General features: G+C 63.3%; 27 protein-coding genes. 24 read left to right on the top strand and 3 right to left on the bottom strand.

Annotated features, from left to right (window positions below; genetic code table 11):
- Positions 1 to 131 precede the first annotated feature (131 nt).
- The 19 genes from fliD (at position 132) to CMN27_RS14755 (ending at position 17,661) form a co-directional block, all read left to right on the top strand.
- Complete coding sequence (gene fliD, locus CMN27_RS14845; RefSeq protein ID WP_293627680.1) at positions 132 to 1,541, top strand: flagellar filament capping protein FliD; 1,410 nt, start codon at positions 132 to 134, stop codon at positions 1,539 to 1,541.
- Between the two features lie 22 nt (positions 1,542 to 1,563).
- Complete coding sequence (gene fliS, locus CMN27_RS14840) at positions 1,564 to 2,010, top strand: flagellar export chaperone FliS (protein ID WP_293627678.1); 447 nt, start codon at positions 1,564 to 1,566, stop codon at positions 2,008 to 2,010.
- Between the two features lie 4 nt (positions 2,011 to 2,014).
- Positions 2,015 to 2,356, top strand: a complete 342-nt coding sequence (gene fliT / locus CMN27_RS14835; RefSeq protein ID WP_293627676.1) for a flagellar protein FliT — start codon at positions 2,015 to 2,017, stop codon at positions 2,354 to 2,356.
- Positions 2,357 to 2,398: 42 nt separating this feature from the next.
- Positions 2,399 to 3,544 (top strand): flagellar hook-length control protein FliK, encoded by a 1,146-nt coding sequence (locus CMN27_RS14830; protein ID WP_293627674.1) that lies wholly within the window; start codon positions 2,399 to 2,401, stop codon positions 3,542 to 3,544.
- Positions 3,541 to 3,837, top strand: a complete 297-nt coding sequence (locus tag CMN27_RS14825; RefSeq protein ID WP_293627672.1) for an EscU/YscU/HrcU family type III secretion system export apparatus switch protein — start codon at positions 3,541 to 3,543, stop codon at positions 3,835 to 3,837. The genes CMN27_RS14830 and CMN27_RS14825 overlap by 4 nt, the downstream gene beginning before the upstream one ends.
- Positions 3,838 to 4,177: 340 nt before the next feature.
- A complete protein-coding gene (gene flhD / locus CMN27_RS14820) occupies positions 4,178 to 4,636 on the top strand; it encodes a flagellar transcriptional regulator FlhD (protein ID WP_293627671.1) in 459 nt (152 codons plus the stop codon).
- Positions 4,637 to 4,647: 11 nt separating this feature from the next.
- A complete protein-coding gene (flhC, locus tag CMN27_RS14815; protein ID WP_293627670.1) occupies positions 4,648 to 5,199 on the top strand; it encodes a flagellar transcriptional regulator FlhC in 552 nt (183 codons plus the stop codon).
- 123 nt (positions 5,200 to 5,322) lie between these two features.
- Positions 5,323 to 6,207: a flagellar motor stator protein MotA gene (gene motA / locus CMN27_RS14810; protein ID WP_293627669.1), complete on the top strand. Its 885-nt coding sequence runs from the start codon at positions 5,323 to 5,325 to the stop codon at positions 6,205 to 6,207.
- Positions 6,204 to 7,136: a flagellar motor protein MotB gene (gene motB, locus CMN27_RS14805; RefSeq protein ID WP_293627667.1), complete on the top strand. Its 933-nt coding sequence runs from the start codon at positions 6,204 to 6,206 to the stop codon at positions 7,134 to 7,136. The genes motA and motB overlap by 4 nt, the downstream gene beginning before the upstream one ends.
- 108 nt (positions 7,137 to 7,244) lie before the next feature.
- Complete coding sequence (gene cheA, locus CMN27_RS14800) at positions 7,245 to 9,329, top strand: chemotaxis protein CheA (protein ID WP_293627665.1); 2,085 nt, start codon at positions 7,245 to 7,247, stop codon at positions 9,327 to 9,329.
- Between the two features lie 36 nt (positions 9,330 to 9,365).
- Positions 9,366 to 9,866 (top strand): chemotaxis protein CheW, encoded by a 501-nt coding sequence (locus CMN27_RS14795; RefSeq protein ID WP_293627663.1) that lies wholly within the window; start codon positions 9,366 to 9,368, stop codon positions 9,864 to 9,866.
- Positions 9,867 to 10,084: 218 nt separating this feature from the next.
- Positions 10,085 to 10,945 carry a CheR family methyltransferase gene (locus CMN27_RS14790; RefSeq protein WP_293627661.1) on the top strand — a complete coding sequence of 287 codons (861 nt, stop codon included), beginning with the start codon at positions 10,085 to 10,087 and terminating at the stop codon, positions 10,943 to 10,945.
- A complete protein-coding gene (locus tag CMN27_RS14785) occupies positions 10,942 to 11,601 on the top strand; it encodes a hypothetical protein (RefSeq protein ID WP_293627659.1) in 660 nt (219 codons plus the stop codon). The genes CMN27_RS14790 and CMN27_RS14785 overlap by 4 nt, the downstream gene beginning before the upstream one ends.
- Positions 11,598 to 12,671 carry a chemotaxis response regulator protein-glutamate methylesterase gene (locus CMN27_RS14780; protein WP_293627657.1) on the top strand — a complete coding sequence of 358 codons (1,074 nt, stop codon included), beginning with the start codon at positions 11,598 to 11,600 and terminating at the stop codon, positions 12,669 to 12,671. Before CMN27_RS14785 ends, CMN27_RS14780 begins: the two co-directional genes overlap by 4 nt.
- Positions 12,672 to 12,742: 71 nt before the next feature.
- The gene (gene cheY / locus CMN27_RS14775) at positions 12,743 to 13,132 is read left to right on the top strand and encodes a chemotaxis response regulator CheY (protein WP_293627655.1); all 390 of its coding nucleotides are present in this window, start codon (positions 12,743 to 12,745) and stop codon (positions 13,130 to 13,132) included.
- 33 nt (positions 13,133 to 13,165) lie between these two features.
- Positions 13,166 to 13,840 carry a protein phosphatase CheZ gene (cheZ, locus tag CMN27_RS14770; protein ID WP_293627653.1) on the top strand — a complete coding sequence of 225 codons (675 nt, stop codon included), beginning with the start codon at positions 13,166 to 13,168 and terminating at the stop codon, positions 13,838 to 13,840.
- A 161-nt stretch (positions 13,841 to 14,001) separates the two neighbouring features.
- A complete protein-coding gene (gene flhB / locus CMN27_RS14765) occupies positions 14,002 to 15,150 on the top strand; it encodes a flagellar biosynthesis protein FlhB (protein WP_293627651.1) in 1,149 nt (382 codons plus the stop codon).
- The gene (gene flhA, locus CMN27_RS14760) at positions 15,147 to 17,231 is read left to right on the top strand and encodes a flagellar biosynthesis protein FlhA (protein ID WP_293627649.1); all 2,085 of its coding nucleotides are present in this window, start codon (positions 15,147 to 15,149) and stop codon (positions 17,229 to 17,231) included. Before flhB ends, flhA begins: the two co-directional genes overlap by 4 nt.
- Positions 17,232 to 17,241: 10 nt before the next feature.
- The gene (locus CMN27_RS14755; protein ID WP_293627647.1) at positions 17,242 to 17,661 is read left to right on the top strand and encodes a flagellar protein FlhE; all 420 of its coding nucleotides are present in this window, start codon (positions 17,242 to 17,244) and stop codon (positions 17,659 to 17,661) included.
- A gap of 548 nt (positions 17,662 to 18,209) precedes the next feature.
- Here the strand turns inward: CMN27_RS14755 and CMN27_RS14750 are convergent.
- From CMN27_RS14750 to flgA, 3 genes are all read right to left on the bottom strand, one after another.
- Positions 18,210 to 18,671 carry a flagella synthesis protein FlgN gene (locus tag CMN27_RS14750; protein ID WP_293627645.1) on the bottom strand — a complete coding sequence of 154 codons (462 nt, stop codon included), beginning with the start codon at positions 18,669 to 18,671 and terminating at the stop codon, positions 18,210 to 18,212.
- Between the two features lie 12 nt (positions 18,672 to 18,683).
- Complete coding sequence (flgM, locus tag CMN27_RS14745; protein ID WP_293627643.1) at positions 18,684 to 18,959, bottom strand: flagellar biosynthesis anti-sigma factor FlgM; 276 nt, start codon at positions 18,957 to 18,959, stop codon at positions 18,684 to 18,686.
- 111 nt (positions 18,960 to 19,070) lie between these two features.
- On the bottom strand, positions 19,071 to 19,775 hold the full coding sequence (flgA, locus tag CMN27_RS14740) for a flagellar basal body P-ring formation chaperone FlgA (RefSeq protein WP_293627641.1): 705 nt from the start codon (positions 19,773 to 19,775) through the stop codon (positions 19,071 to 19,073).
- A 178-nt stretch (positions 19,776 to 19,953) separates the two neighbouring features.
- On the opposite strand from flgA, the gene flgB reads away from it, so the two are divergent.
- From flgB to flgF, 5 genes are all read left to right on the top strand, one after another.
- Positions 19,954 to 20,376: a flagellar basal body rod protein FlgB gene (gene flgB, locus CMN27_RS14735; protein ID WP_293627639.1), complete on the top strand. Its 423-nt coding sequence runs from the start codon at positions 19,954 to 19,956 to the stop codon at positions 20,374 to 20,376.
- Between the two features lie 26 nt (positions 20,377 to 20,402).
- A complete protein-coding gene (flgC, locus tag CMN27_RS14730; RefSeq protein ID WP_293627637.1) occupies positions 20,403 to 20,807 on the top strand; it encodes a flagellar basal body rod protein FlgC in 405 nt (134 codons plus the stop codon).
- Between the two features lie 18 nt (positions 20,808 to 20,825).
- A complete protein-coding gene (locus tag CMN27_RS14725; RefSeq protein WP_293627635.1) occupies positions 20,826 to 21,503 on the top strand; it encodes a flagellar hook assembly protein FlgD in 678 nt (225 codons plus the stop codon).
- Positions 21,504 to 21,604: 101 nt separating this feature from the next.
- The gene (gene flgE / locus CMN27_RS14720) at positions 21,605 to 23,020 is read left to right on the top strand and encodes a flagellar hook protein FlgE (RefSeq protein ID WP_293627633.1); all 1,416 of its coding nucleotides are present in this window, start codon (positions 21,605 to 21,607) and stop codon (positions 23,018 to 23,020) included.
- Positions 23,021 to 23,064: 44 nt separating this feature from the next.
- The gene (gene flgF / locus CMN27_RS14715; RefSeq protein ID WP_293627631.1) at positions 23,065 to 23,823 is read left to right on the top strand and encodes a flagellar basal-body rod protein FlgF; all 759 of its coding nucleotides are present in this window, start codon (positions 23,065 to 23,067) and stop codon (positions 23,821 to 23,823) included.
- Positions 23,824 to 23,880: the final 57 nt, after the last annotated feature.

The following is a 23,880-nucleotide window of genomic DNA, read 5'->3' as shown; positions in this document are numbered from 1 at the left end:
TCGGCCTGCGGGCGGGCGCGGCAAAAAAAGTTTCACAAGGCGGCTCATACGTTAAAGGATTGGGCCGCCGTCGCCGATAGGCTCTGCAACCCAGCTCGTTGTATCGAGCACGTGTTATTCGCAGGTACGCCATGGCTATTACATCGTCACTCGGAATCGGCTCCGGACTGGATCTGAGCTCGTTGCTCGACGGGCTGCGCAGCTCCGAGCAGCAGCGCCTGGTTCCGTTGCAGCGACAGGCAAGCAGCTACAACACCAAGCTGTCTGCCTACGGCACCCTTCAGAGCTCGCTGGCCAATTTCCAGACCGCCGCCGAAGCGCTGGGCAAGGCAAGCCTCTACGAGGGCGTGAAGACCACCACCGATAGCGATGCCTTCAAGGCGGTTGCCAACGAAAAAGCCGATCCGGGCAGTTACAGCATCGAAGTCCAGCAGCTGGCACGCAGCCAGTCGCTGGTCAGCGCGGGCCAGGCCGGCGTGGACGACAAGATCGGCAGCGGCGGCAAGATCACCCTTTCGCTCGGCGATGGGGCCGGCAACGTCAGCGAAACGGTCGATATCGATCTGGCCGACGCCGACAGCAGCCTGTCCGGCATCCGCGATGCGATCAACGCCGCGGATATCGGCGTCAATGCGTCGATCGTCAACGACGGCAGCGGCACCCCCTACCGGCTGGTGCTGTCCTCCAACACCACGGGCACTGCCTCGCAGATCTCGGTGAGCGTGGCCGAAAACAATGGCGACGGTTCCACGCCGCTGGGCGACCTGCTCAACTACGACAGCACGGCCGGCAGCGGTGCGATGAACCAGACCGTGGCCGCGCGTGACGCCAAGCTTTCGGTGAACGGCATCGAGATCGTCAGCCAGACGAACCGGGTCGAGGAAGCCATCGAAGGCGTGACCCTCACCCTGAGCAAGACCACCAGCGAGCCCCAGTCGCTGACCGCCACCCGCGATACGGACTCGGTGAAGGCGGCGCTGGATCGGTTCGTCAAGGCTTATAACAGCGTCAATACGCTGTCCGACAAGCTCACGGCCTTTGACAGTGAAAAAGAGATCAGCGGCGTCCTGCTCGGTGATTCGACCGCGCGTACCGCAGAAACGCGGGTGCGCGGCGCACTGAATACGGCGATCAGCGGCGGTGCCTTTTCCAGCCTGGCTGAAATCGGTGTCAGCCTGCAGCGCGACGGCACCATGAAGATCGACGACGAAAAGCTCGACAAGGCGCTGGCGAACAACCTCGCCGATGTCGGTCAGCTGCTGGCCGGCAAGGACGAAAGCGGCGGCCTGTCCAAGGTGCTGGTATCCACGCTGGATGCCGTCGCCGGCGAACAGGGGCTGCTGCAATCGGCCAGCAACGGCATGAAAACCCGTATCGACAATCTTACTGAAAGCATGGAACGCGAACAGGAGTCGATCGATTCCACCATCGCGCGCTATCAGAAGCAGTTCGTGCAGCTCGACTCGATCATGGCGTCGATCAACTCGACCAGCAATTACCTCACCCAGCAATTCGCATCGCTCAACAAATCGAGCGATTAGGCATTAATAGCAAGGAACGCTCATGGCTTCTTACGCAAATCGCGCGGCAAGTGCATACAAGAAACTCGGCGTCGAAACCGACGCCATGAGTGCCAGCCCGCACCAGTTGATCGTACTGCTGTTCGACGGCGCGCGCAGCGCTCTCGGGCGTGCGCAGTGGGCGATCTCCCAGAACGACTCGGCCGGCAAGGGCCAGGCGTTGTCCAAGGCCATCGATATCATCGAACTGGGCCTGCGCGCGGCGCTGGACATCGAGCGCGGCGGCGAGATTGCCGAGCGCCTGGATTCGCTTTACGACTATATGACCCGTACCTTGATCCGTGCCAATATCGATAGCGATGCCTCGAAGATCGCGCACGTGGACACACTGCTCGATGACATTGGTTCGGCATGGAAGCAGATCGGCACCGCCCCGGCCATGCCCTCGATCGCCGCCGTCCAATCCGCCCCTTCGCTACAGCAGGCCTGAGACCATGAATCAGCAGCAACAGGACATCGTCGCCGGCTACGCCGCCCTTCTGGAACTCAACAAGCGGATGATCGAGATCGCGGTCGCCGGCGAGTGGGAAGATCTGGTCGAAATGAAAAGCGAACACCTATGCCAGGTGGAAACGCTGATGAATATCGAGTACGACGTGAACGTCAACGAAGCCTTTCGTGAAGCCAAGCGTGCCGTGCTGATCCAGATTGCGGCCAGTGAACAGGAGCTGCGCGATCGCCTGCAGCAGCGTATGGACGAACTGTCCGGCGCCATCTGTCAGGCGCGCTCGCAGCGGCGGGTCAAGAACGCCTACGAAAAGGCCGCGATCGGCTAGCGCCGGTCGTGCCGGTTCTAACGTTCAAGCGATGATGCTGCTGTGAGCACGATCACGCCGATGCTCGATACGCTGTTGCCGCAGGTGCTCGGGCGCCGTGCGGACATGGCGCGGTTTACCGGTGCGCGGGTGAATGTTCCGCTCGGGCCGGTCGACCCCGTGGCCAGCGTAAGAACCGACGGTTTCGATCGACCCACGCCGGGTACGGCGTCGGACGGCCTGCGGGGGCGCGGTGCGCCGGCCGACGAGGCCGCGGCAGGCGGGCCGGGTTCACGCCCGGCAGCCGACAGGCCGGCCACGCGTGAAATCAGCCAGAGCGCACGTTACCTGCCGGCGGCCCGGCCCGAAGCGGGTGCGGGCCAGACGGGGGAATCCGCGCGTGCCCAGCTCAGCCGCGAAGGCGGGCTGATCGCATCGTTGCTGGCCCGCCGAGATGCGCCGGTTGCCCATACCACGCCAGCGCATGCGGCCGCCCTGTTCGGGGCTGCACGCGTGCCGGCCACGCCTATTCTCGCCTCCATTCTGGGGCAGCAGGTCGCACACAGCGGCCTGTTCTACGAATCGCATCTGAGCAAGTGGTTCGAGGGCCAGCGCCCGCTGTCGGAGCTGCTCCAGGAACCGCAGAATCAAAAGCCCGCGGCCGGCTCGGCCGCGAATGAGTCCGCGCAGTCGTCGAACCGCGCGCCGGCGCAGGGTATGCGCCAGGCCCTGGCCCAGTCGTCCGCTACCGCACTGTTGGCGCCCGGGGCCTTCGAGCAGGGCGCCCAGTCGCGAAGCGACGGCGGCCGCGGCGATGTCGTCGATGAGCGGCTGTTCTCGGTCGTACGGCAACAGCTCGACGTGCTCAGCAATCCGGTGTTTCGCTGGCATGGCGCGGCTTGGCCGGGCGTGGACATGCGTTGGGAGATTCACGAAAACAACGAAGACGGGGCCGCAGGCCGGGGCAAGCCCGACGCCGCCGATGATCAACCGTCGTTCTCGACCCGTCTGAGCCTCGACCTGCCCCACCTCGGCATGATCGAAGTCGCACTCAATCTTGCGGGTGGCGGTATCGAAGTCTATGCCTATGCATCGAGCGATCGGGGCGCTGCTGCGGTTTCGCCGGCCACCGGCGAATTGAAGGAGCGCTTCGAACAGGCCGGATTCACCCGTGCCTATGTCGAGTTGCTGGAGGCGAATCCGGCATGAGCGCACTGGATCGGTCCGGCATGGACGACGACCGGGCCAGCGTCGTCGCCCTGCGTTACGGCGAAAACGACGACGCACCGCGCGTCGTGGCCAAGGGCTATGGCGACATCGCCCAGGCCATCATGGACCGCGCGCAAAAGCACGGTTTGCATGTGCACCGTTCGCCCGAACTGGTGCGTCTGCTCATGCGCGTCGATCTCGACGATCGTATCCCGCCCGAGCTGTATCTCGCCGTCGCGGAGCTGCTGGCCTGGGTATACCGGCTGGAAACCGCAGCCGAAGCGAACGCGTAGAACTCAGCGCAGGTCGCGTCATAGACGACCGTTTTGTGCTCGTCTTACCCGTACACAATTCAATATGGAATAATGGGCTGTCGCCTAATGGCGACAGATCGACGCTGTACGTCTTTGCTTTTTGCAGCGCCCTGTAGCATTTTGATCATGGTGTTTGGGAATATTTAACCGGGAAATGTGCGTTTTCACATTTGAAACGTGGAAAGTTTCACGGACATAATCCAAGGTCGGTGCGAAAAGGCAGGGCGCACACGTAGAGGACGGCCGTTTAAAGCAGGCGATTCGCCCACAATTCAAGAGGCCGCTTTGTGCAGCACGGCGCTTCTGAGGGGAGGCATGAATGAGTGTTGATCATCTACTCGATGATGTTCGCGATCTGAATCTGTCCTATCTGATTCTGATGCAGCGTTTGATCAATACGGATCGAGAGCTGGCCATGTTCCGGCTCAAGATCGACGAAGACATGGCGGATCTGCTCAGCCAGATCCCGGTCGCCGACCTGGCCAAGCTGGCCCGTTGCAACCAGCTTCTCTGCCATTTTTCGCTGGATAGCGCCGAGCAGTTGTTTGCGCTGGTCAATGCGCCGCGTGATGACGAGATGCGGCGGCTGCATGCCGGCATCCTCTTGTCGTCGCAGAACAAGCGCAAAAGCGATCGGCGCGGCGGCGAACGTCGCGAGGGCGGCGATCGCCGCGATCCGGTGGCGGCTGAAAGTGGCGACGTGCCCGCCCGGCGCAAGCAGCCGCGCCGTGAAGCCGATCGCGAAGCCGAGCGCAAAAGCGGTAGCGGCGAAGGGTAATCACGAGCCGCATGAGCACTACGAGCAAAAGCGTCATAGACGAAGCCAAGCAGATCGGCTTGGCCATCGAGCTGATCGAACTGGGCGCGCGTCTTCAGGTGCTGCAGACCGAAACCGATATCAGCCGGCGACGGTTGATCAATCTGTACAAGGAAATCCACGGTGTCTCGCCGCCGAAGGGCATGCTGCCGTTCTCGACCGACTGGTATGTGACCTGGCTGCCGAACATCCATTCTTCGCTGTTCTATAACACCTATCGCTATCTGCGCCGGCGCGAGGAACGCAGTCGCATGGAGGCCGTGGTCAACGCCTATCGGCTCTACAACGAGCAGACGCCGTTGCAGGAGGATGGCAAACCGGTACTGAGCCTCACCCGGGCCTGGATGCTGGTGCGTTTTTTCGAAAGCGACATGATGATGCTGTCGGTGTGCAACCGCTGCAAGGGCAAGTTCGTCAACCGCGCCTATAGCCTGGACCAGGACTTCATCTGCGGTATCTGTCAGCCGCCGTCGCGGGCCGGCAAGACGCTCAAGAAGGCGAAAAAGCGCGCGTCCAAGGGATAAGCCCGCGCTATTGGTGCCAGTTCGTGGCATCGGTTCATTCAAGCTCGCAGCCTGTCGGCCGCTAACACTTCCTAGAGATTGCCGGTCCGTATTTACGGCCATATCCAGTCAGGGAAGGCGACAGTGCTAATACTCGTGGGTTACGTCATCGTCATCGGATCCGTGCTCGGCGGATACGCCATGGTGGGCGGGCATATGGGCGCGCTGTATCAGCCCGCCGAGCTCGTCATCATCTTCGGCGCCGGTATCGGCGCGTTCGTTGCGGCCAACAATGGCAAGGGCATTGGCGCGACGATGCGCACGCTGCCACGCCTGATGCGTGGTTCGCAGTACTCCAAGGAGATCTGCGTCGATCTGATGACCCTGCTCTATCTGCTGCTGGCCAAGGCGCGCCAGTCCGGCATGATGTCGCTCGAGCAGGATATCGAGAACCCGAGCGAGAGCACGCTGTTTTCGGCCTATCCCAAGCTGGTCGAAGACAAGCTGGTGATGGACTTTCTGACCGATTACCTGCGCCTGATGATCAGCGGCAACATGGACGCCTTCGAAATCGAAGCGTTGATGGACCACGAGATCGAGACCTTCCAGCACGAGGCCGAGATCCCGGCCCACGGCCTGGCGGCCATGGGCGACTCGTTGCCGGCCTTCGGTATCGTGGCCGCGGTCATGGGCGTGGTGCACGCCCTGGGTTCGGCCGCGCTCGATCCTTCTGAAATCGGCCCGCTGATCGCCCATGCCATGGTGGGCACGTTCCTGGGTATTCTGCTGGCTTATGGCTTTGTCAGTCCGCTGGCGGCGCGGGTGCGTTCGCAGGTGGAGGAAGTCGTCAAGATCATGCAGAGCGTCAAGGTGACGCTGCTCGCCAACCTCAACGGTTATGCGCCGCCGCTGTCGATCGAGTTCGGCCGCAAGGCCCTGTTCTCGACCGAGCGTCCGTCCTTCAGCGAGCTTGAAGAGCATGTGCGCAGCGTCAAGAGCGGCGGCTCTGCCCAGGCCTCGTCGTCGTGAGCGATCCGCATAAACGGCCGATCGTCATCCGCCGCAAGAAAGCGGCGAATCATGGCTCCCATGGCGCCTGGAAGATCGCTTACGCCGATTTCATGACGGCGATGATGGCGTTCTTTCTGGTCATGTGGCTGCTGTCAGGGCTGAGCGCCTCGGAACGCAAGGAAGTCGGTGAGTATTTCCGTACGCCGCTCAAGGTGGCGATGATGGGGGGCGACAAGGCCTCGGCCAGCAACAGCGCCATCCCCGGCGGCGGCGACGACCCCATGCATTCGGAAGGCGAGGTGTCGCTGACGTCGCCGAATGCGACCAACTACCGCCCCAGCCATCGGCCGCTGCGCGATCTGCAGAACAGCCTGGAATCGATGATTCATTCCGATCCTGCCCTGGACGATCTGAGTTCGCAGCTCAGCCTCAAGGTGGTCGAGGACGGGCTGCTGATTCAGATCAGCGACGACAACCGTCGGCCGATGTTCGAGCTGGGCAGCGCGGAACCGGCGCCCTATATCCGTTCGCTGCTGTCGAAGATCGCGCCCAAGCTCAACGAGTTTCCCAACCCGATCACATTGACCGGACACACCGACGACCTGCGCTTTGCCTCGGGCGATCGCCTTTACAGCAACTGGGAGCTGTCGACCGACCGGGCCAACGCGGCGCGGCGTGCGCTCATCCAGGGCGGCATGCAGGCCGAAAAACTCGTACGCGTCATTGGTGCGGCAGCGACCGCGAGCCGGCCTGGCGTCGACTCACCGGCCGCGCCTGCCAATCGGCGGATCAGCATTCTGGTACTCAACGAGCACGCCCAGCATCGCTTGGAAGAAGAGAGCCTGCCGGTGGGTGCAACGCTGTCCGCCGACTCGCAAACGCCGACCCCGGCCAGTGTGGTCAAGGCCGGTGCGGATAAGGCTGAAGTTGAGGGGCAATCGAGCTGAATGGCAACGAATTGCCACTTATATCCGATCAAGGCCTAAAGCCGGCCCTCGATCGAACGATATTTCCTTACGACAGTTCGCTCACCAGTGCAAGCGGAATAATCAAGCATGACACTAGATATCGCCGAGTTCTATCAGACCTTTTTCGATGAGGCGGACGAGCTGCTCGACGAGATGGAGCGTTTGCTGATCAATCTCGATATCGATGCGCCTGATAGCGAAGACCTCAACGCAATCTTTCGTGCGGCCCATTCAATCAAGGGCGGCGCCGGTACCTTCGGCTTCACGCATCTGCAGGAAACCACGCATCTGCTGGAAAATCTGCTCGATCGCGCGCGCCATGGCGAGCTGGTGCTCGACCGTACCGCGATCGATCTCTTCCTAGAGTGCCGCGACGTGCTCGCCGGCCAGATCGATGCCTATCGGGCCTCGGAAGAGCCCGACCAGCAGGCTTACGAAGACATGGCCCAGCGTCTGCGAACGCTCGACGAGCAGGGCAGCGCCGCGCTGGCCGCGCCCGCCGGCGACAAGCCCGCTGCCAAGCCGGCCAAACCCGCGCCGGTGGCCCTGCCCGAGGGCATGATCCGGACGGTGATGATCAGCGGTATCGCAGAAGACAAGTGTTCGACCCTCGTCGAAGAACTCGGTCTGTTCGGCGACATCGAAAGCCAGGCCTATGAAGGCGATACGTTGACGGTGACGCTGGCCCAGCCGGCCGCCTCCGACGATATCGAATCGGTGCTGTGCTTCGTGGTCGATGCCGATCAGCTGAGCTTCGGCGCTGCCCAGGCAGAGCCGGCCGGCAATACCGCGGCGGACGGGGCCGGGGCCGAGGATGTCGTGGCCCAGGCCGTCAGCGAGGCGGTTGCGGCCGAACGCGAGCACAGGCCCCAGGACAACCGGACACAGGAAAAAGCGACGGCGCCGGCCGAGGCTGCGCCGGTGGCCGCGACCGCTGCGGCGAGCAAGCCCAAGGCCACCGGCAAGTCGTCGGCCGAGTCCAGTTCGCTGCGCGTATCGACCGAGAAGGTCGACGAAATCATCAACCTCGTGGGTGAGCTGGTCATTACCCAGTCGATGCTCGAACAGACCATCGGCGGCCTGGACACCGAGGCCCACGGGGCCCTGCTGGAAGGGCTCAATCAGCTCCAGCGCAATGCGCGCGACTTGCAGGAAGCCGTGATGTCCGTGCGCATGATGCCCATGGACTATGCCTTCAATCGTTTCCCGCGCCTGGTGCGCGACCTCAGCAGCAAGCTCGGCAAGGAAATCAATCTGGTCACCGAGGGTGAATCGACCGAGCTCGACAAGGGCCTGATCGAACGGATCATGGATCCGATGACCCATCTGGTGCGCAACAGTCTCGACCACGGCATCGAAACGCCCGAACGGCGCAAGGCGGCCGGCAAACCCGCGGCCGGCACGTTGACGCTGGCCGCCCAACACCAGGGCGGCAGCATTCTCATCGATATTTCCGATGACGGCGCCGGCCTCAACCGTGAGCGCATTCTGGCCAAGGCCCGCCAGAACGGGCTCGCGGTCAGCGATTCGATGAGCGATGACGAAGTCTGGCAGCTGATCTTCGCGCCCGGTTTCTCCACCGCGGAAGCGGTGACCGACGTGTCCGGACGCGGCGTCGGCATGGACGTGGTCAAGCGCAATATTCAGGAGCTCGGCGGCCACGTGGATATTCGTTCCACGTTTGGCCAGGGCACCACCATTCGCATCGTACTGCCGCTGACGCTGGCGATCATGGACGGCATGCTCATTCGCGTGGGTGAGGAAGTGTTCATCATGCCCCTCGGCGCGATCAAGGAATCCATGCAGGTCCAGGCCGACCAACTCAAGCGCGTTGCCCAGGACAAGCAGCTGGTCTACGTACGCGGCGAATATCTGCCGCTGGTGGAGATGCATCGCGTATTCGATATCGATAACGCCCAGTCCGATGTGCTGCGCGGCATCGTCATGGTGATCGAAAGCGAGGGCCGTTATTTCACGCTGCTCGTCGACGAGCTGCTCGGTCAGCGCCAGGTGGTGGTCAAGAATCTGGAAACCAACTACCGCAAGGTGGTCGGCATTTCGGCCGCCACCATCCTCGGCGACGGCAGTGTCGCCCTGATTCTCGACGTGGTTGCGCTGTCTCGCGCAGGGCGTCAGAGCGAAACCCAGGTACAGCGGGCAGCGCTGGCCTGATCCCATACATACATGACGTTACACGGAGTAAACGACATGGCTGAAGTCATTGCTAACGACGCAGCGCGTGATGCGGCTGCGGACATGGAAGTCCTGGTTTTCGCTCTCGGTGGCGAAGAATACGGCGTGGATATCCTCAAGGTGCAGGAAATCCGCGGCTACAACCAGGTCACACGCATCGCCAACGTGCCCGAGTTCGTCAAGGGCGTGACCAACCTGCGCGGCAGTATCGTTCCGATCATCGATGCACGCATCAAGTTCGGTCTGGAAAATGCCGCCTACGATCAGCACACCGTCGTGATCGTACTCAACGTCGGCGAGCGGGTCGTCGGCGTGGTCGTCGACAGCGTATCCGATGTGCTCACGCTCAGCCCCGAGCAGATCAAGCCCGCACCGGATTTCGGCGTGGCCGCGGCAACCGACCATGTGCTCGGCCTGGGTAGCGTCGACGATCGCATGCTCATCCTCGTGGATATCGATCGCATGATGAGCAGCAGCGAACTGGCGATCGTCGAAGAGGTCGAGGCCATCGCCTGAACGCGACCTCGTGTAAAGCCGGTTTATTCATGGCATCGCTGCAAAGCGCTGCGCCGTCTCGGCGTGGCGCTTTTTTTATTTCCTAACCTTTTGAATGAATAGCGCATTAAAGAAAAACCGCTGTCGGTCGATCCTAGCTACAGGCCTGCTCATCCGTCGATGCCACATGTTTTCGTCGGGTGATTCATGCAGGCCATGTATCGCAAGGAGGCACGCCCGTGCTGGCTGTTCAGACCGAACGTGATTTACTACTCACCCCAGAGGACTTCGAGTGCGTGCGCAAGCTCATTCATGCGCGCGCGGGTATTTCACTGGCCCCTCACAAGACCGAAATGGTCTACAGCCGGCTGGCCAAGCGTGTACGCGTGCTCGGCCATACGCGTTTTCGCGACTATCTGGCGATGCTTCAGGCCGATGCGAATCATCCCGAGTGGGAACAGTTCGTCAACGCGTTGACGACCAACCTGACGTCGTTCTTTCGCGAAGCCCATCATTTCCCCTTGCTGGCGGCGCATGCGAACGCACGTAAGGAGCCGCTCAAGGTATGGACCTGTGCGGCATCCACCGGCGAAGAGCCGTACTCCATTGCCATCACGCTGGCCGAGGCCATGGGCACCGGCGCGCGTGCGCCGAGCATTCTCGCCACCGATATCGACACCCGTGCCATCGAAGTCGCACGCCGCGGCATCTATTCGATGAGCGACGTCAGCAAGATGACCCCCGAGCGGCTGCAGCGGTTCTTTCTCAAGGGCACGGGCGAGCGCGCCGGCATGGTGCGCGTACAGCCGAGCCTGAGCCAGAACATCACCTTTCGTGCGCTCAACCTGCTCGATGCGAACTGGAATATCGAAGGTCCGCTCGATGTGATCTTCTGTCGGAATCTGATGATCTATTTCGACAAGGCCACCCAGGCACGCCTGCTGGAGCGTTTCGCCGGGCTGCTGCGCGAGGACGGCCTGCTGTTTGCCGGCCACTCCGAGAACTTCTCCAACATCACCCAGTCGTTGCGTCTGCGCAGCCATACCGTCTACGAGCGTGCCCTCGGCAAGGGGCTGCGTGCGACCAAGGTGTCCGCATGAGCGCGCGTCTGACGGGCCAGTCGATTCACAAGGGATCGACGCATACCTATTTCGACCAGCGCCACGGCATGGACGCGATCCGCGTGCTGCCCAACGAATACGCCATCAGCCGCGAAGACGTGGTGCTGACCACGGTGCTCGGCTCCTGCGTGGCCGCCTGTCTGCGCGACCCGGTTGCCGGCGTCGGCGGGCTCAACCACTTCATGCTGCCCACGGCGGGCGCTGAAGTGAACGCCGCCGAGGCGCGATCCATGCGCTATGGCGACTACGCCATGGATACACTGCTGGAGGCGCTCTACCGCCAGGGCGCGCGCCGCGAGCGTATCGAAGCGAAGGTGTTCGGCGGCGCCATGCTCATGAGCGGCGTGCAGGGCGCACGCGTGGGCGAGGCCAATTCCGCATTCATTCTCGAGTACCTGGACGACTGCGGTATCGCCGTGCTCTCCCAGGAGCTCAAGGGCGACTGTGCACGCCAGGTGCATTATTTCCCGGCTACCGGTCGGGTACAGCTGCGTCGCCTGCGCGGCGGCGAGCGCCGCATGGTTCAGCAGGATGTGTTGTTGGCCAACAGGCTCGTGCCGGTGCTGCCGGTCGCGGCCCGGGTTGCCCCTGCGCAGGGCTCGACCCAGACTGGGCGCAAGGAGACGGCCTCGTGACCACGACTGCTCAACGCCCCATCCGCGTGCTGTGCGTCGACGATTCGGCGCTCATTCGCAAACTCGTGACCGAAATCGTCAATAACGAAGACGATATGGAAATGGTGGCCACCGCCCCGGATCCGCTCGTCGCTCGCGAGCTGATCAAACAGCACAACCCCGACGTGCTGACGCTGGACGTGGAAATGCCGCGCATGGACGGGCTGGATTTTCTCGGCAAGCTCATGCGTCTGCGGCCCATGCCGGTCATCATGCTTTCGTCGCTGACCGCCCGCGGTTCCGATATCACCTTGCAGGCGCTGGAGCTGGGGGCGGTCGATTTCGTGACCAAGCCCAAACTCGATCTCAGCCGCGGGCTGGTTCAGAGCGGCCATGAAATCGTGGAAAAGATCCGGGGTGCTGCCCGTGCGACCCTGCGTCGGCCCACCAGCCGGCCTGCCGGCGCGCAGCCGTTGACCGCGCCTCGGGTTTCCAGCGAGAAGCTGTTCATCGTGGGCGCCTCCACCGGCGGTACGGAAGCCATTCGGGAATTTCTCGAGCCCCTGCCTGCCGATGCGCCGGCGATCCTGATCACCCAGCATATGCCGGGTGGATTCACCGCCTCGTTCGCCAAGCGCATGGATTCGCTGTGCCGTATCCAGGTCAAGGAAGCCGAACATGGCGAACGGGTGCTGCCCGGACGTGCCTATATCGCCCCCGGCGGCGAGAATCACTTACGCCTGGCGCGCAGCGGCGCGAACTATGTCGTCGCCCTTGAAGCCGGGCCCCCGGTCAACCGCCATCGGCCCTCGGTCGATGTCCTGTTCGACTCGGCCGCCAAACACGCCGGGCGCAACGCGATCGGCATCCTCATGACCGGCATGGGCAAGGACGGCGCCCAGGGGCTTCTGCGCATGCGCGAGGCCGGTGCGGCCACGCTCGCCCAGGACGAAGCCAGCTGCGTGGTCTTCGGCATGCCCCGCGAGGCCATCGCCATCGGCGCAGCCCAGGCGGTCGTGCCGATCGACGAAATGGCGCGGCATGCGCTGGCGCTGCTCGGCGGCCCGGAAAGTCGCGCTTTGCGCATCTAGAACCTAGCATGGGCCAGGCCCATCACCATCGCTCCCACACCCACAGGCCAGTAACAAACCGAGATATCGCCATGGCGGACAAGAACCTCAACTTCCTCGTCGTCGACGACTTTTCCACGATGCGCCGCATCGTGCGCAACCTGCTCAAGGAATTGGGCTACAACAATGTCGAAGAAGCCGAAGATGGCGCCGAGGCACTGGAAAAACTCAACACCGGCAAATTCCAGTTCGTGGTATCCGACTGGAACATGCCCAACCTGGACGGGCTGGAGATGCTCAAGCGTATTCGCGCCAGTGATACGCTCAAGCATCTGCCGGTACTGATGGTCACCGCCGAAGCGAAGAAGGAAAACATCGTCGCCGCGGCCCAGGCAGGCGCCAGTGGCTATGTGGTCAAGCCGTTCTCGGCGGCCACCCTGGAAGAAAAACTCGAGCGGATCTTCGACAAACTCGGCATGTAAGCGCGTGCCCGACGGGCAGGAGAAGGCAGCATCATGGAACACAGTAATTCGGCCGAGAAGGCCGCCCCCGAGCAGGCCGAGGAGCTGATCGATCGTATCGGTCACCTGACACGCGCGCTCAACGAAAGCATGCGCGAGCTGGGTCTGGATCGCGAAGTGGAAAAAGCGGCCGACGCCATCCCGGATGCGCGTGATCGGCTCAACTACATCGCCACCATGACCGAACAGGCGGCAGAAACCGCGCTGTCGTCGATCGAAGTCGCACAGCCGCTGCAAAGCGAAATAGAAAACCGTGCGGTCAAGCTCGACGAGCGCTGGCAGTCGTGGTTCGAGTCGCCGATCGAACTGGCCGACGCGCGCGAACTCGTGCGCGATACCCGCAGCTACCTGCAGTGGGTGCCGGAACAGACGCAGGCGACCAGCGGCCAGCTGCACGACATCATGATGGCTCAGGATTTTCAGGATCTGACCGGCCAGGTGATCAAGAAACTCGTGGTCGTCATCCGCGATATCGAAAAGCAGCTCATCGACGTGCTGTTGCAGTATCTGCCGGAGGATCGCGTGCGTGGGCGCGAGGCCGAGATGCGCGAGAAGAGCGGCGAGAACGCCTCGTTGCTCAACGGCCCGCAGATCCAGACCGAAGGCAATACTGAAATCGTGACCGATCAGGCCCAGGTCGACGACCTGCTGGACAGCCTCGGTTTCTGATCAAGGCGGGCGCGAGGGCGCCCGCGACCGCCAGCATCCGACGATAAGCGCGCATTAACGCCGCTGTTCGCGCAATCGCATCGCGCGCGCGCTTTGCATAATGCCTACTCGAAACTTCGGCTGTTGCCCGCTCTGACGGGCAGCGGCCCCTCGAGTAGCGCATGTCCAACGAAAGCGATGCCGAAAAAACAGAACCGGCAACCCCGCGGCGCCTGGAAAAGGCGCGCGAGGACGGCCAGGTTCCGCGTTCGCGCGAACTGGCGACTTTCCTGCTGCTGTGCGTCGGGCTGGCCAGCCTCTGGCTGATGTCCGGCTGGATGGGCGAGCAGATGATGACCGTCATGCAGGCGAGCATGCGCTTCGATGCGGCCATGGCCATGGACAGCAGCCGCCTGCTCGATCATCAATGGGCCCAGGTGTTGACCACCCTCGGCGCGCTCGCCCCGATTACCCTGCCTCTGGTGGTGGTGGCACTGCTGGCACCCACGCTGCTCGGCGGCTGGCTGTTCTCGGCCAAGTCCATCAAGTTCGATGCCAAGAAGCTCGACCCGATCAAGGGCCTGGGCCGTGTCTTTTCCTCCCAGGGCGTGATCGAACTCGTCAAGGCGATCGCCAAGTCCGTGCTGATCGGCGCGGTGGCGGTCTGGTTCGTCTATACCCATCTCGACCAGCTGCTCGCACTGGCCCAGGAACAGGGGCGCGGCGCGCTGCTGCATGCGCTGACCCTGATCGTGACCTGTTGCGCGCTGATGCTGCTGGCATTCACGGTGGTGGTGGGTATCGACGTGCCCTACCAGCTGTGGAGCCACCACAAGAAGCTGCGCATGAGCCGCCAGGAGATCAAGGACGAACACAAGGAGTCCGAGGGCGATCCGCAGCTCAAGGCCAAGATTCGTCAGCAGCAGCAGGCGATGGCCCGCGGGCGCATGATGAGCGAAGTGCCCACCGCCGACGTCATCGTGACCAACCCGACCCATTATGCGGTGGCCCTGTCCTATCGCGACGGCGAGATGAACGCGCCGCGCGTGGTGGCCAAGGGCGCTGATAATGTTGCAGCCAAGATTCGTGAACTGGGGGCGGAATCCGGCGTACCCTTGCTTGAGTCACCGCCGCTGGCACGCGCGCTGTATCGCCACGGCGACCTGGATACGGAAATTCCGGCCGCGCTGTATACCGCGGTGGCGGAAGTGCTGGCCTGGGTATTCCAGCTCAAACGCTATCAACAGGGCGGCGGTGTGCCGCCGGTCAAACCCACGGCGATCGCCGTGCCGCCGGGGCTTGACCCGGACGAGGAAGACAGCAACGCATGAACGCTTTAAACACCATGTTCGGCCGCCTCGGGGCAGGCGGCGCCGGCCAGTACAAGATGCTGGCCGGGCCGGTTCTGATCATCATGATCATGGCGATGATGATCCTGCCGCTGCCGCCGTTCGTGCTGGATCTGTTCTTCACCTTCAATATCGCGCTCTCGATCATGGTGCTGCTGGTCGCCATGTTCACCCAGAAGCCGCTGGATTTCGCTGCCTTTCCCACCGTGCTGCTGTTCGCAACGCTGCTGCGGCTGTCGCTCAACGTGGCCTCGACCCGCGTGGTGCTCATGAACGGCCATTCCGGCGCGGGTGCGGCCGGCCAGGTCATCGAAGCCTTCGGCCAGTTCCTCGTGGGCGGCAACTTCGCCGTGGGCCTGGTCGTGTTCGGCATTCTGATCGTGATCAACTTCATGGTCATCACCAAGGGCGCGGGGCGTATCGCCGAGGTCGGCGCGCGCTTCACCCTCGATGCCATGCCCGGCAAGCAGATGGCCATCGACGCCGATCTCAACGCCGGCCTCATCAACGAACAGCAGGCCAAGGAGCGCCGCCAGGAGATCGCCCAGGAAGCCGACTTCTTCGGCTCCATGGACGGTGCCAGCAAGTTCGTTCGCGGTGACGCCATCGCCGGCATCCTGATCATGGTCATCAACCTCATAGGCGGGCTGATCATCGGCATGGGCGAACACAGTCTGTCGGCCAGCGAGGCGGCCCGTACCTATACGCTTTTGACCATCGGCGACGGCCTGGTCGCCCAGGTGCCGGCGCTGGTGATCTCCACCGCGGCCGGCGTGACCGTGTCGCGCGTGAGCACCGATCAGGATGTCGGCCAGCAGATGCTGGCCCAGCTGTTCACTAACCCGCAGGTGCTGTATCTGTCGGCCGGCGTGCTCGGCATGCTGGGCCTGGTGCCGGGTATGCCGAACCTGGTGTTTCTGTTCTTCACCGCGCTGCTGGGCGGGCTGGGCTGGTACCTGCAAAAGCAGGCGCGCGAAGCCCAGGCCCAGGCCGAGCAGCAGGCCCCGGCCGCGCCGGTTCCGGCCGAGACCAAGGAGGCGAGCTGGGACGATGTCCAGCTGGTCGATCCCTTGAGTCTTGAGGTGGGCTACCGCTTGATCCCGCTCGTGGACGCGCATCAGGACGGCGAGCTGCTCAAGCGCATCAAGGGCGTGCGCAAGAAATTTGCCCAGGAAGTCGGCTTCCTGCCGCCTGTGGTGCATATTCGCGACAACCTGGAATTCCAGCCGCACAGCTACAGCCTGGCCCTCAACGGCGTCGAGATCGGCCGTGGCGAGGCCTATCCCGGCCAGTGGCTGGCGATCGATCCCGGCCAGGCCCACGGCACGCTGGAAGGCCGTGCCGGCACCGATCCGGCCTTCGGCCTGCCGGCGGTATGGATCGAGGACGGCCATCGTGAACAGGCCGAGATGCAGGGCTTTACCGTGGTCGATGCATCGACGGTGATCGCGACGCATATCAATCATCTGCTCGCCCAGCACGCCAGCGACATGCTCGGGCGCAGCGAGACCCAGTCGTTGCTCGACCGGGTCAAGACCGACAATGCGGCGCTCGTCGACGACGTGGTGCCGAAGCTGGTGCCCCTGAGCACGATCACGAGCATTCTGCAGAACCTGCTCGAAGAGGATGTCTCGATCCGCGATATGCGTCGTATTCTGGATGTGCTGGCCGGCAACGCCAGCCATACCCAGGACGTCAACGAACTCACGGCCATGGTGCGTATGGCGCTCGGCCGTTCGATCGTGCAGCACTGGTATGGGGCGGCCCCGCAGCTGGAAGTCATGACGCTCGACGCCAAGCTCGAACAGATGCTCATGCAGGCACTGCACAACGGCGGTGGCATGGAGCCGGGACTGGCGGACACGCTCGTCCAGCAGGTCGAGAATTCCGTCGCGCGTCAGGAAGAACGGGGCCTGCCGCCGGTGCTTGTGGTTCAACACGAGCTGCGGCCGTTGCTCACCCGTTTTCTGCGGCGTCGCATGCGTCAGCTCGTGGTGCTGTCGCAAAACGAAATCCCCGACGATCGCAGCGTGCGGGTGAACATGCTCATCGGCGGGCGCTAGGCGCGGCCGCATGCGCGCGAAACGCCGTGGCGTGCTGCTCCTGGCGCTGCTGGTCGCCGGCGCATGCCTGCCGGCCCAGGCGGCCGGGCGCTGGATTGCAGAAAGCCAGACGCCCACCCTGCGCCAGCAGGGGCTTCGCTATGAAAGCGACCGGCTATCGCCGGACCGGGATACGCCGCTGGCAGGCGAGGCGATCACGCGTGTCGAATGGCGCTACGGCTTTGCCGGCTGGCGGCCGCGTGAGCTCAGGGTACGGCTTTGCGGGGGCGGTCGCTGTATCGATGCCGCGAATGCGCAGGGGCAGAGCATGGCGTTCGCCGGCCTGCCGGTCGCGACCGCGTTCCGGTTCGAGTTTCTGCTCGATGGCCCGCCCGCGGCGCGTGCGCCCCTCGAGGGCAGGGCGCTCAGTCTGATGGTCAACTTCCGCTAGGCAGGCTCTGCACGGCCTGGCGCGGTAGTGCCGCGTGCTAAGCCGCGGCCCGCGAGCGGTTCGGCGTCAAACGCGCCGCTACCGCTTTGCGGAGCGGGGCGTGCCAATGCGTCAAGCACTGTGCTCGAACGCGCTGTATCGACGCATTCGAGCATGCGAGCTCGATCCGCGAGAGGTAGTACAGGGTTAGTCGGGCGAGGCGGCTGCGAATAGCAGCCGGGCCGGGCATTGCGTTGCCCGGCTGAAAATGCAACGTCGGCTAGGGAAGCTTTGCGTAACCTCTCGCGGTTCGCGTTCGAGTCCTCGCAGACGATGCGGCAAGGCGTGCGAGCGCAGCGCCTGCCTCATGTGCAGGTCAAGCTCCACAACGCAGTCGCGGCGTCTGTGAGGCCGAACCCCTTCGGGCCGCCGGCTTTGCGCGCGCCTGGTCTTTGTCAAGGCGCGCTGGCGAGCGCTTGTTATTGGCTTTGGCACGCTACGCGCACATTTGCTCGCCAGCCACACGCAAAGCACGCCGGCGCGACCGCGACAGGTTGTGCAGAGCTTTCCTAGACGCCGTTGCGCAGGCTATGGTTCGGGCCGTAGGCGCGGGTGCGCCCGTTCGGCCCGTACAGCGTCTGGCCCGTCTCACGCTGGAGGAAGCTCAGCGTACGGTTGGTGTGATCCAGCCGGGTGCCGATGGCCAGGCCGTTGATCTGGTTTTGCGTACGAGCCGCTTCGATACGTTCCAGCAGCGCCTGCCAGATGGCGTCGCAGCCCAGCGACGCGGCCAGTTCGCTTGCGCCTTCGCGGCCGGTATCGTAGCCGCGCTCGGCCAGCATCGCCCGACGCTGACCGTCGAGCTGCTCAAGCGTTTTGGCCTGGGCAGCCTTGCGCTCGGTCAGCCGCGACAGCGCGTCGACGGCGACCGGCGCCTCGGTGAACAACGCCTGCTCCTTGTCGAGCACGGTCATGAACTCACCCAGGGCGTCGTGATGCTGTTGCAGATTGATCGCGAAGGGGTCGTTCATGATGTTGTCCTGTTATGACTTACCGGAAACCAATGCCTGGGCGCTGGCAATCAGGCCGTCGGCGATCTTGTCGGAACGGATCTCGAGCTTGCCCTGGCTGATCGCGTCACGAATTTCGTTCACGCGGGCCATGTCGATATCCTGCGAGGCATCCGAAATGCCGGAGGCCTGAAAACGGGCCGACGCGGCAGGCGCCTGGGCGCCGGGTTTGGCCTCGTCGGCTTTCTTGATGTCGCGCACCTCGGTGCTGACGATACGCGGTGTGTTCTGGGTCGGGTCGATATTCACGGCTGTATTCCTCGAACGTTCCTACCGGGAACGATTGTGCGTGCCATGGCGCAAACATCGGCGCTCGGATTTATTTCTTTAATCCGAAAACTCGATATCGCGCGCAACGGATCAACGCGTGATCGTTACCGTATTCTCGTTCGTGCTCCGGCCGATGACAATCGAACCCTCCCGTGTACTCACGCGCACGTCGCCGCCCAGCGGCGCGGCGTTGAGGGCCTTGCCCTCGGTCGTAATCGAAAAGCCCGGTCCCACGGCCACCACGCGTACCAGCTCGCCGCGCTTGATCGCGACCGGTGCATGCACCGTGGATTCGCTGAGCACGCGCCCGGCCGCCACGCGCCGACTGACCGACATGCCGAGCAGCGCCTCGGGCTGGGTCGCGACATTACCGGGCAGGCGAGACAGGTCGCCCTGTTCGCGCCGAATATCGTTCATGCCGAGCACATCGCCGGGCATGAGATCGCGCGCGGCCACGTAGTAGTCGGAGATCACATTCACGCGTGCCTGAAAATAGCGCGTGGCCGGACGATCGCCCGGGCATTGCACGCCGACCGTGATATTGCCGGCAATGCGCGGGTTGCGCCCGGGCAGAAACGGCCGCGGGCTGTTGCATGCGGGCATGGCAACCGCGGGCATGGTGACCGAAACATCGACCTGGCCCGATGCCGGCGCCTGGCTGCGCAGGTATTCGGTGAGCAGCTGCTGCATGGCCGTATCGTCGGCCTGGGCCGTCCACGCCACACAGCCGAACAGCGCCACGGCGAAAAGCCGTAGTGCAATGCCTGCGTTGCGACGGGTCGGGGCCGGGTTCATGCGGTCGTGGCTCGTATGGGCGGTGATCCTGTGTTGGCGAATTCTACGGACGGCCGTGTTCGTACCATCCGGTGAATTAGAGCCCAAATTGGTGCCTGTTCTGCTCATGGCCTTGCCGTAGGCCCTCTTAGTATGAGCCTCGCAAAACCATCTGCAGGCCATGAGGGGAGCAGCCACCATGCTCGATCGACTCGAAGCATCGCTGAGTTTCTATAAACAGGCACTCGATCTGCGCGACAAGCGCCAGGACGTGCTGTCGGCGAATATCGCCAATTCCGATACGCCCGGTTACAAGGCACGGGACTTCGATTTCCGGGCAGAACTCGACCGCGTACTCGGGAGCGCCGGCAATAACGCCACCCCGGCCGTGGCGTTGAAGACCACCTCGGCAGGGCATATGAGCGCGGCCAGCCCCGGCAGCCTGGATGGCACCCAGCTGGCCTATCGCAATGCGGCCCAGCCGAGCCTGGACGGCAACACCGTGGATATGGACGTCGAGCGCGTCGAATTCATGAACAACGCTGTTCACTACCGCGCCAACCTCCAGATCCTCGGCTCGCAGATCAAGGGTCTGCGCGCCGCCATGCAGCCCGAGCGCTGATCAGCGTCTAACCACGAGGGATAAGAATGTCGATTTCCAATCTTTTCAACACCGCGGGTTCGGCGCTGACCGCCCAGGCCCAGCGCATGAACGTGGCGGCCAGCAACATGGCCAACGCCGACAGCGTGGCCGGGCCGAACGGCGAGCCGTATCGCGCCAAGCAGGTCATGTTCGAACTCAATGCCGGCAGCGCCGAAGGCATCGGCGGTGTGCGTGTGTCCAACGTCATCGAAAGCGATGCGCCTTTTCGTCAGGAATACAACCCGGGTCATGCCCTGGCCGACGACAAGGGTTATGTCGAAATGCCCAACGTCAATCCCACCGACGAAATGATCAACATGATCTCGTCGTCGCGTTCCTACCAGGCCAACATCGAAGTGCTCAATACCGGCAAAGAGCTGGCGCTTCGGACGTTGTCGCTGGGCGAATAACAACAAGGTCCAATCACTATGGCTACCGATATTCTGGGTTCCTTGAATGCGTCGAGCGGCGCGAGCGCCAATACCTCGGCGTCGCGCACCCGCGCGAAAGACATGAGCGAACAGTTCATGACGCTGCTGGTTGCACAAATGCAGAACCAGGACCCGCTCAATCCGATGGATAACTCGCAGGTGACCTCGCAGATCGCGCAGATCAACACCGTGAGCGGCATCAACGACCTCAACGACACCCTGGCCGCGATCAATGGCCAGATCGGCAAGTCGCAGCAGCTCCAGGCCAGTGCCCTGATCGGGCGCGGCGTGCTGGTGCCGGGCAACGACATCAGCGTGGGCGAGCAGGGCTCGTCGCTGCCGTTCGGCATGGACCTGGACGGCCCGGCAAGTCAGGTCAAGCTCATCATCACCGATGGCAGCGGCGCCGTGGTGCACGAATCCTCCTACAAGGACCAGCCGGCCGGTACGCAGTCGTTCTCCTGGGATGGCACGGATACCTCCGGCAACGTCGTGACCAAGGGTAACTACCGCTTTGCCATCGAGGCCGTCGGGCCCAACGGCGAGGCGGTGAAGGTCGAGCCGTTGTCGACCGGCTATGTCAGTGGCGTGGTCGCCGGCGATAACGGCGCCAAGCTCGATCTCGGCCCGCACAAGGGCCTGGTCGATCTCGACGCCATCCGCCAGATCATCTAGTTCCAGGTATCACGAATTGCGGGCGTAAACGCACGCTAATCGACCAATCATCACGCCCGTGATCGGGCAATACTCAACACTCGAACCACGAGGGAAGCACCATGAGTTTTTCGCAAGGGGTCAGCGGTCTCAACGCGGCCAACAGCAGCCTGAGCAGTATCGGTAACAACATCGCCAACTCGCAGACCGTGGGCTTCAAGTCCGGTCGCAGCGAATTCGCCGACATCTATGCCGGTGCCAAGACCGGCCTGGGCGCCACCGTATCCGGCGTCACCCAGAACTTCGCCGGCGGTGCGCTCAACAACACCGGCCGTAACCTCGACATCGCGATCGACGGCGGCGGTTTCTTCCGTCTGACCGACGGTGCCCAGACGCTGTATTCGCGTAACGGCGAATTCCAGCAGACCAAGGACGGCAATATCGCCAACGCCCAGGGTGCGCTGCTGACCGGTTACAACGTGACCAACTTCAACAACCCGGCGGCCGAGCCGACCGTGGAAGCCGGCGGCAACCCGGTGCCCCTGGTCATCCCGACCGAGCGCATGAATGCCAAGGCCACCACGCAAGCCTCGCTGGCCACCGCGCTGGATGCCGGCGCCGAAACCAAGGCGGGCCCGTTCAATGCGGACAACGCCGAAAGCTACAACTGGAGCACGCCCAATACCGTGTTCGATTCGCTGGGCAACGCGCATAGCGTGAACCTGTTCTTCACCAAGACCGCGTCCAACAGCTGGAGCGTGAACGGCGAAATGGCGCTGGGCGATGAGTCCAACCTGCCGCGTACGGTCGATGCCAACGAAACCTACAACGGCTTCGACCCGGTGGCGGGCGGCAACGGCCGCTATAACTTCAGTGAGGATGGCAACAACTACACCGCCTATGTTTCGGGCGCCAGCGCCAATCCGGACGGCAGCTTCTCGGGCGGCCAGATCCGTTATGTGCAGAACCTGCCGGCCAGCACCCTGAGCTTCAACGCCAACGGCAACCTGGTCGAAGCCGGCCAGCAGAACAAGGCCGATACGCTGGGCGCCTCGTCGGTGGCCTATAGCCTGAACGCGCAGAACGGTTCGGCGCCGATGGACTTCACCTTCGATTTCGGCGGCTCCTCGCAGACCGCTCAGGAGTTCTCGGCCAGCACGCCGCAGCAGAACGGCTATGTGTCGGGTGACCTGACCGCGATCAACGTCGGCAAGGACGGCATGATCCGTGGCAGCTACTCCAACGGTCAGGCCATCAACCTCGGCCAGATCGCGCTGGCCAGCTTCCGTAACGAGCAGGGTCTGTCCCCGGTGGGCGGCAATGCCTGGGTGGAAACCGCAGCTTCCGGCCAGGCCGGTCTGGGTGTGGCCGGTACCGGTCAGTTCGGCAGCCTGCTGGGTTCGACCCTCGAGGCTTCCAACGTGGATCTGTCCCAGCAGCTCGTGGAGATGATCATCGCGCAGCGCAATTACCAGGCCAACGCGCAGACCATCAAGACGCAGGATCAGGTCCTGCAGACCGCGGTCAACCTGCGCTAGTCGCAGCTGATCGTTAGCCCGCTTCAACCGCCGGACGTCACGCCATGGATCGACTGATTTATACCGCTCTCAGCGGCGCTACCCAGACCCTGGAACGCCAGGCCGTCGTGGCCAACAACATGGCCAACGCCTCGACCCCGGGTTTTCGTGGCCAGCTGTCGATGTTTCGGGCGGTGCCGGTCAACGGCGACGGTCTGGCAACGCGGGCGATCACGGCCAGCACCACCCCGGGGGCCGATCTGACCCCCGGGGACATGACCAACACCGGCCGTAGTCTCGACGTGGCCATCGACGGTGACGGCTGGCTTGCGGTACAGGATCAGAACGGTGAGGAAGCCTATACCCGCGCCGGCGGGCTGCAGATGGATTCCACCGGCCTGCTGCGCAGCAACGGCAACGTGGTGCTCAGCGAGTTCGGTGCGCCGCTGGTGCTGCCTCTCGGGGCCCAGGTGACGATCGCGCCGGATGGCACGATTTCGGCCATCGGTGCGGGCGATCAGCCCGATGCCATTGCCGAGATCGGTCGCCTGAAGCTGGTCAATCCGGAAGCCGATCAGATCGCACGCGGCGGGGACAATCTGTTCCATCCGCGTAACAACGAAGACGGCACGCCCGGCGCGCCGTTCGCTGCTGACGACACGGTCCGCGTGGTCAGTGGCGCGATCGAGTCCAGCAACGTCGACCCCACGGAAGCCATGGTGTCGATGATCGAAAACGCGCGTCGCTTCGAGATGCAGATGAAGATGATCAGCAGCATCGACGAAAACGATCAGAGCGCCAACAAGCTGCTCTCGCTGAGCTAGGTTTTTTTAGATACGAATCGCGCACGGGCACGCCGCCCGGCGCAACGAGGGAAAACG

Origin of the sequence: Salinisphaera sp., assembly GCF_002729955.1 — a bacterium.
Taxonomy (GTDB): domain Bacteria; phylum Pseudomonadota; class Gammaproteobacteria; order Nevskiales; family Salinisphaeraceae; genus Salinisphaera.
The sequence above is the reverse complement of the archived record's forward strand: the minus strand, read 5'-3'. Positions and strand labels throughout refer to the sequence as shown.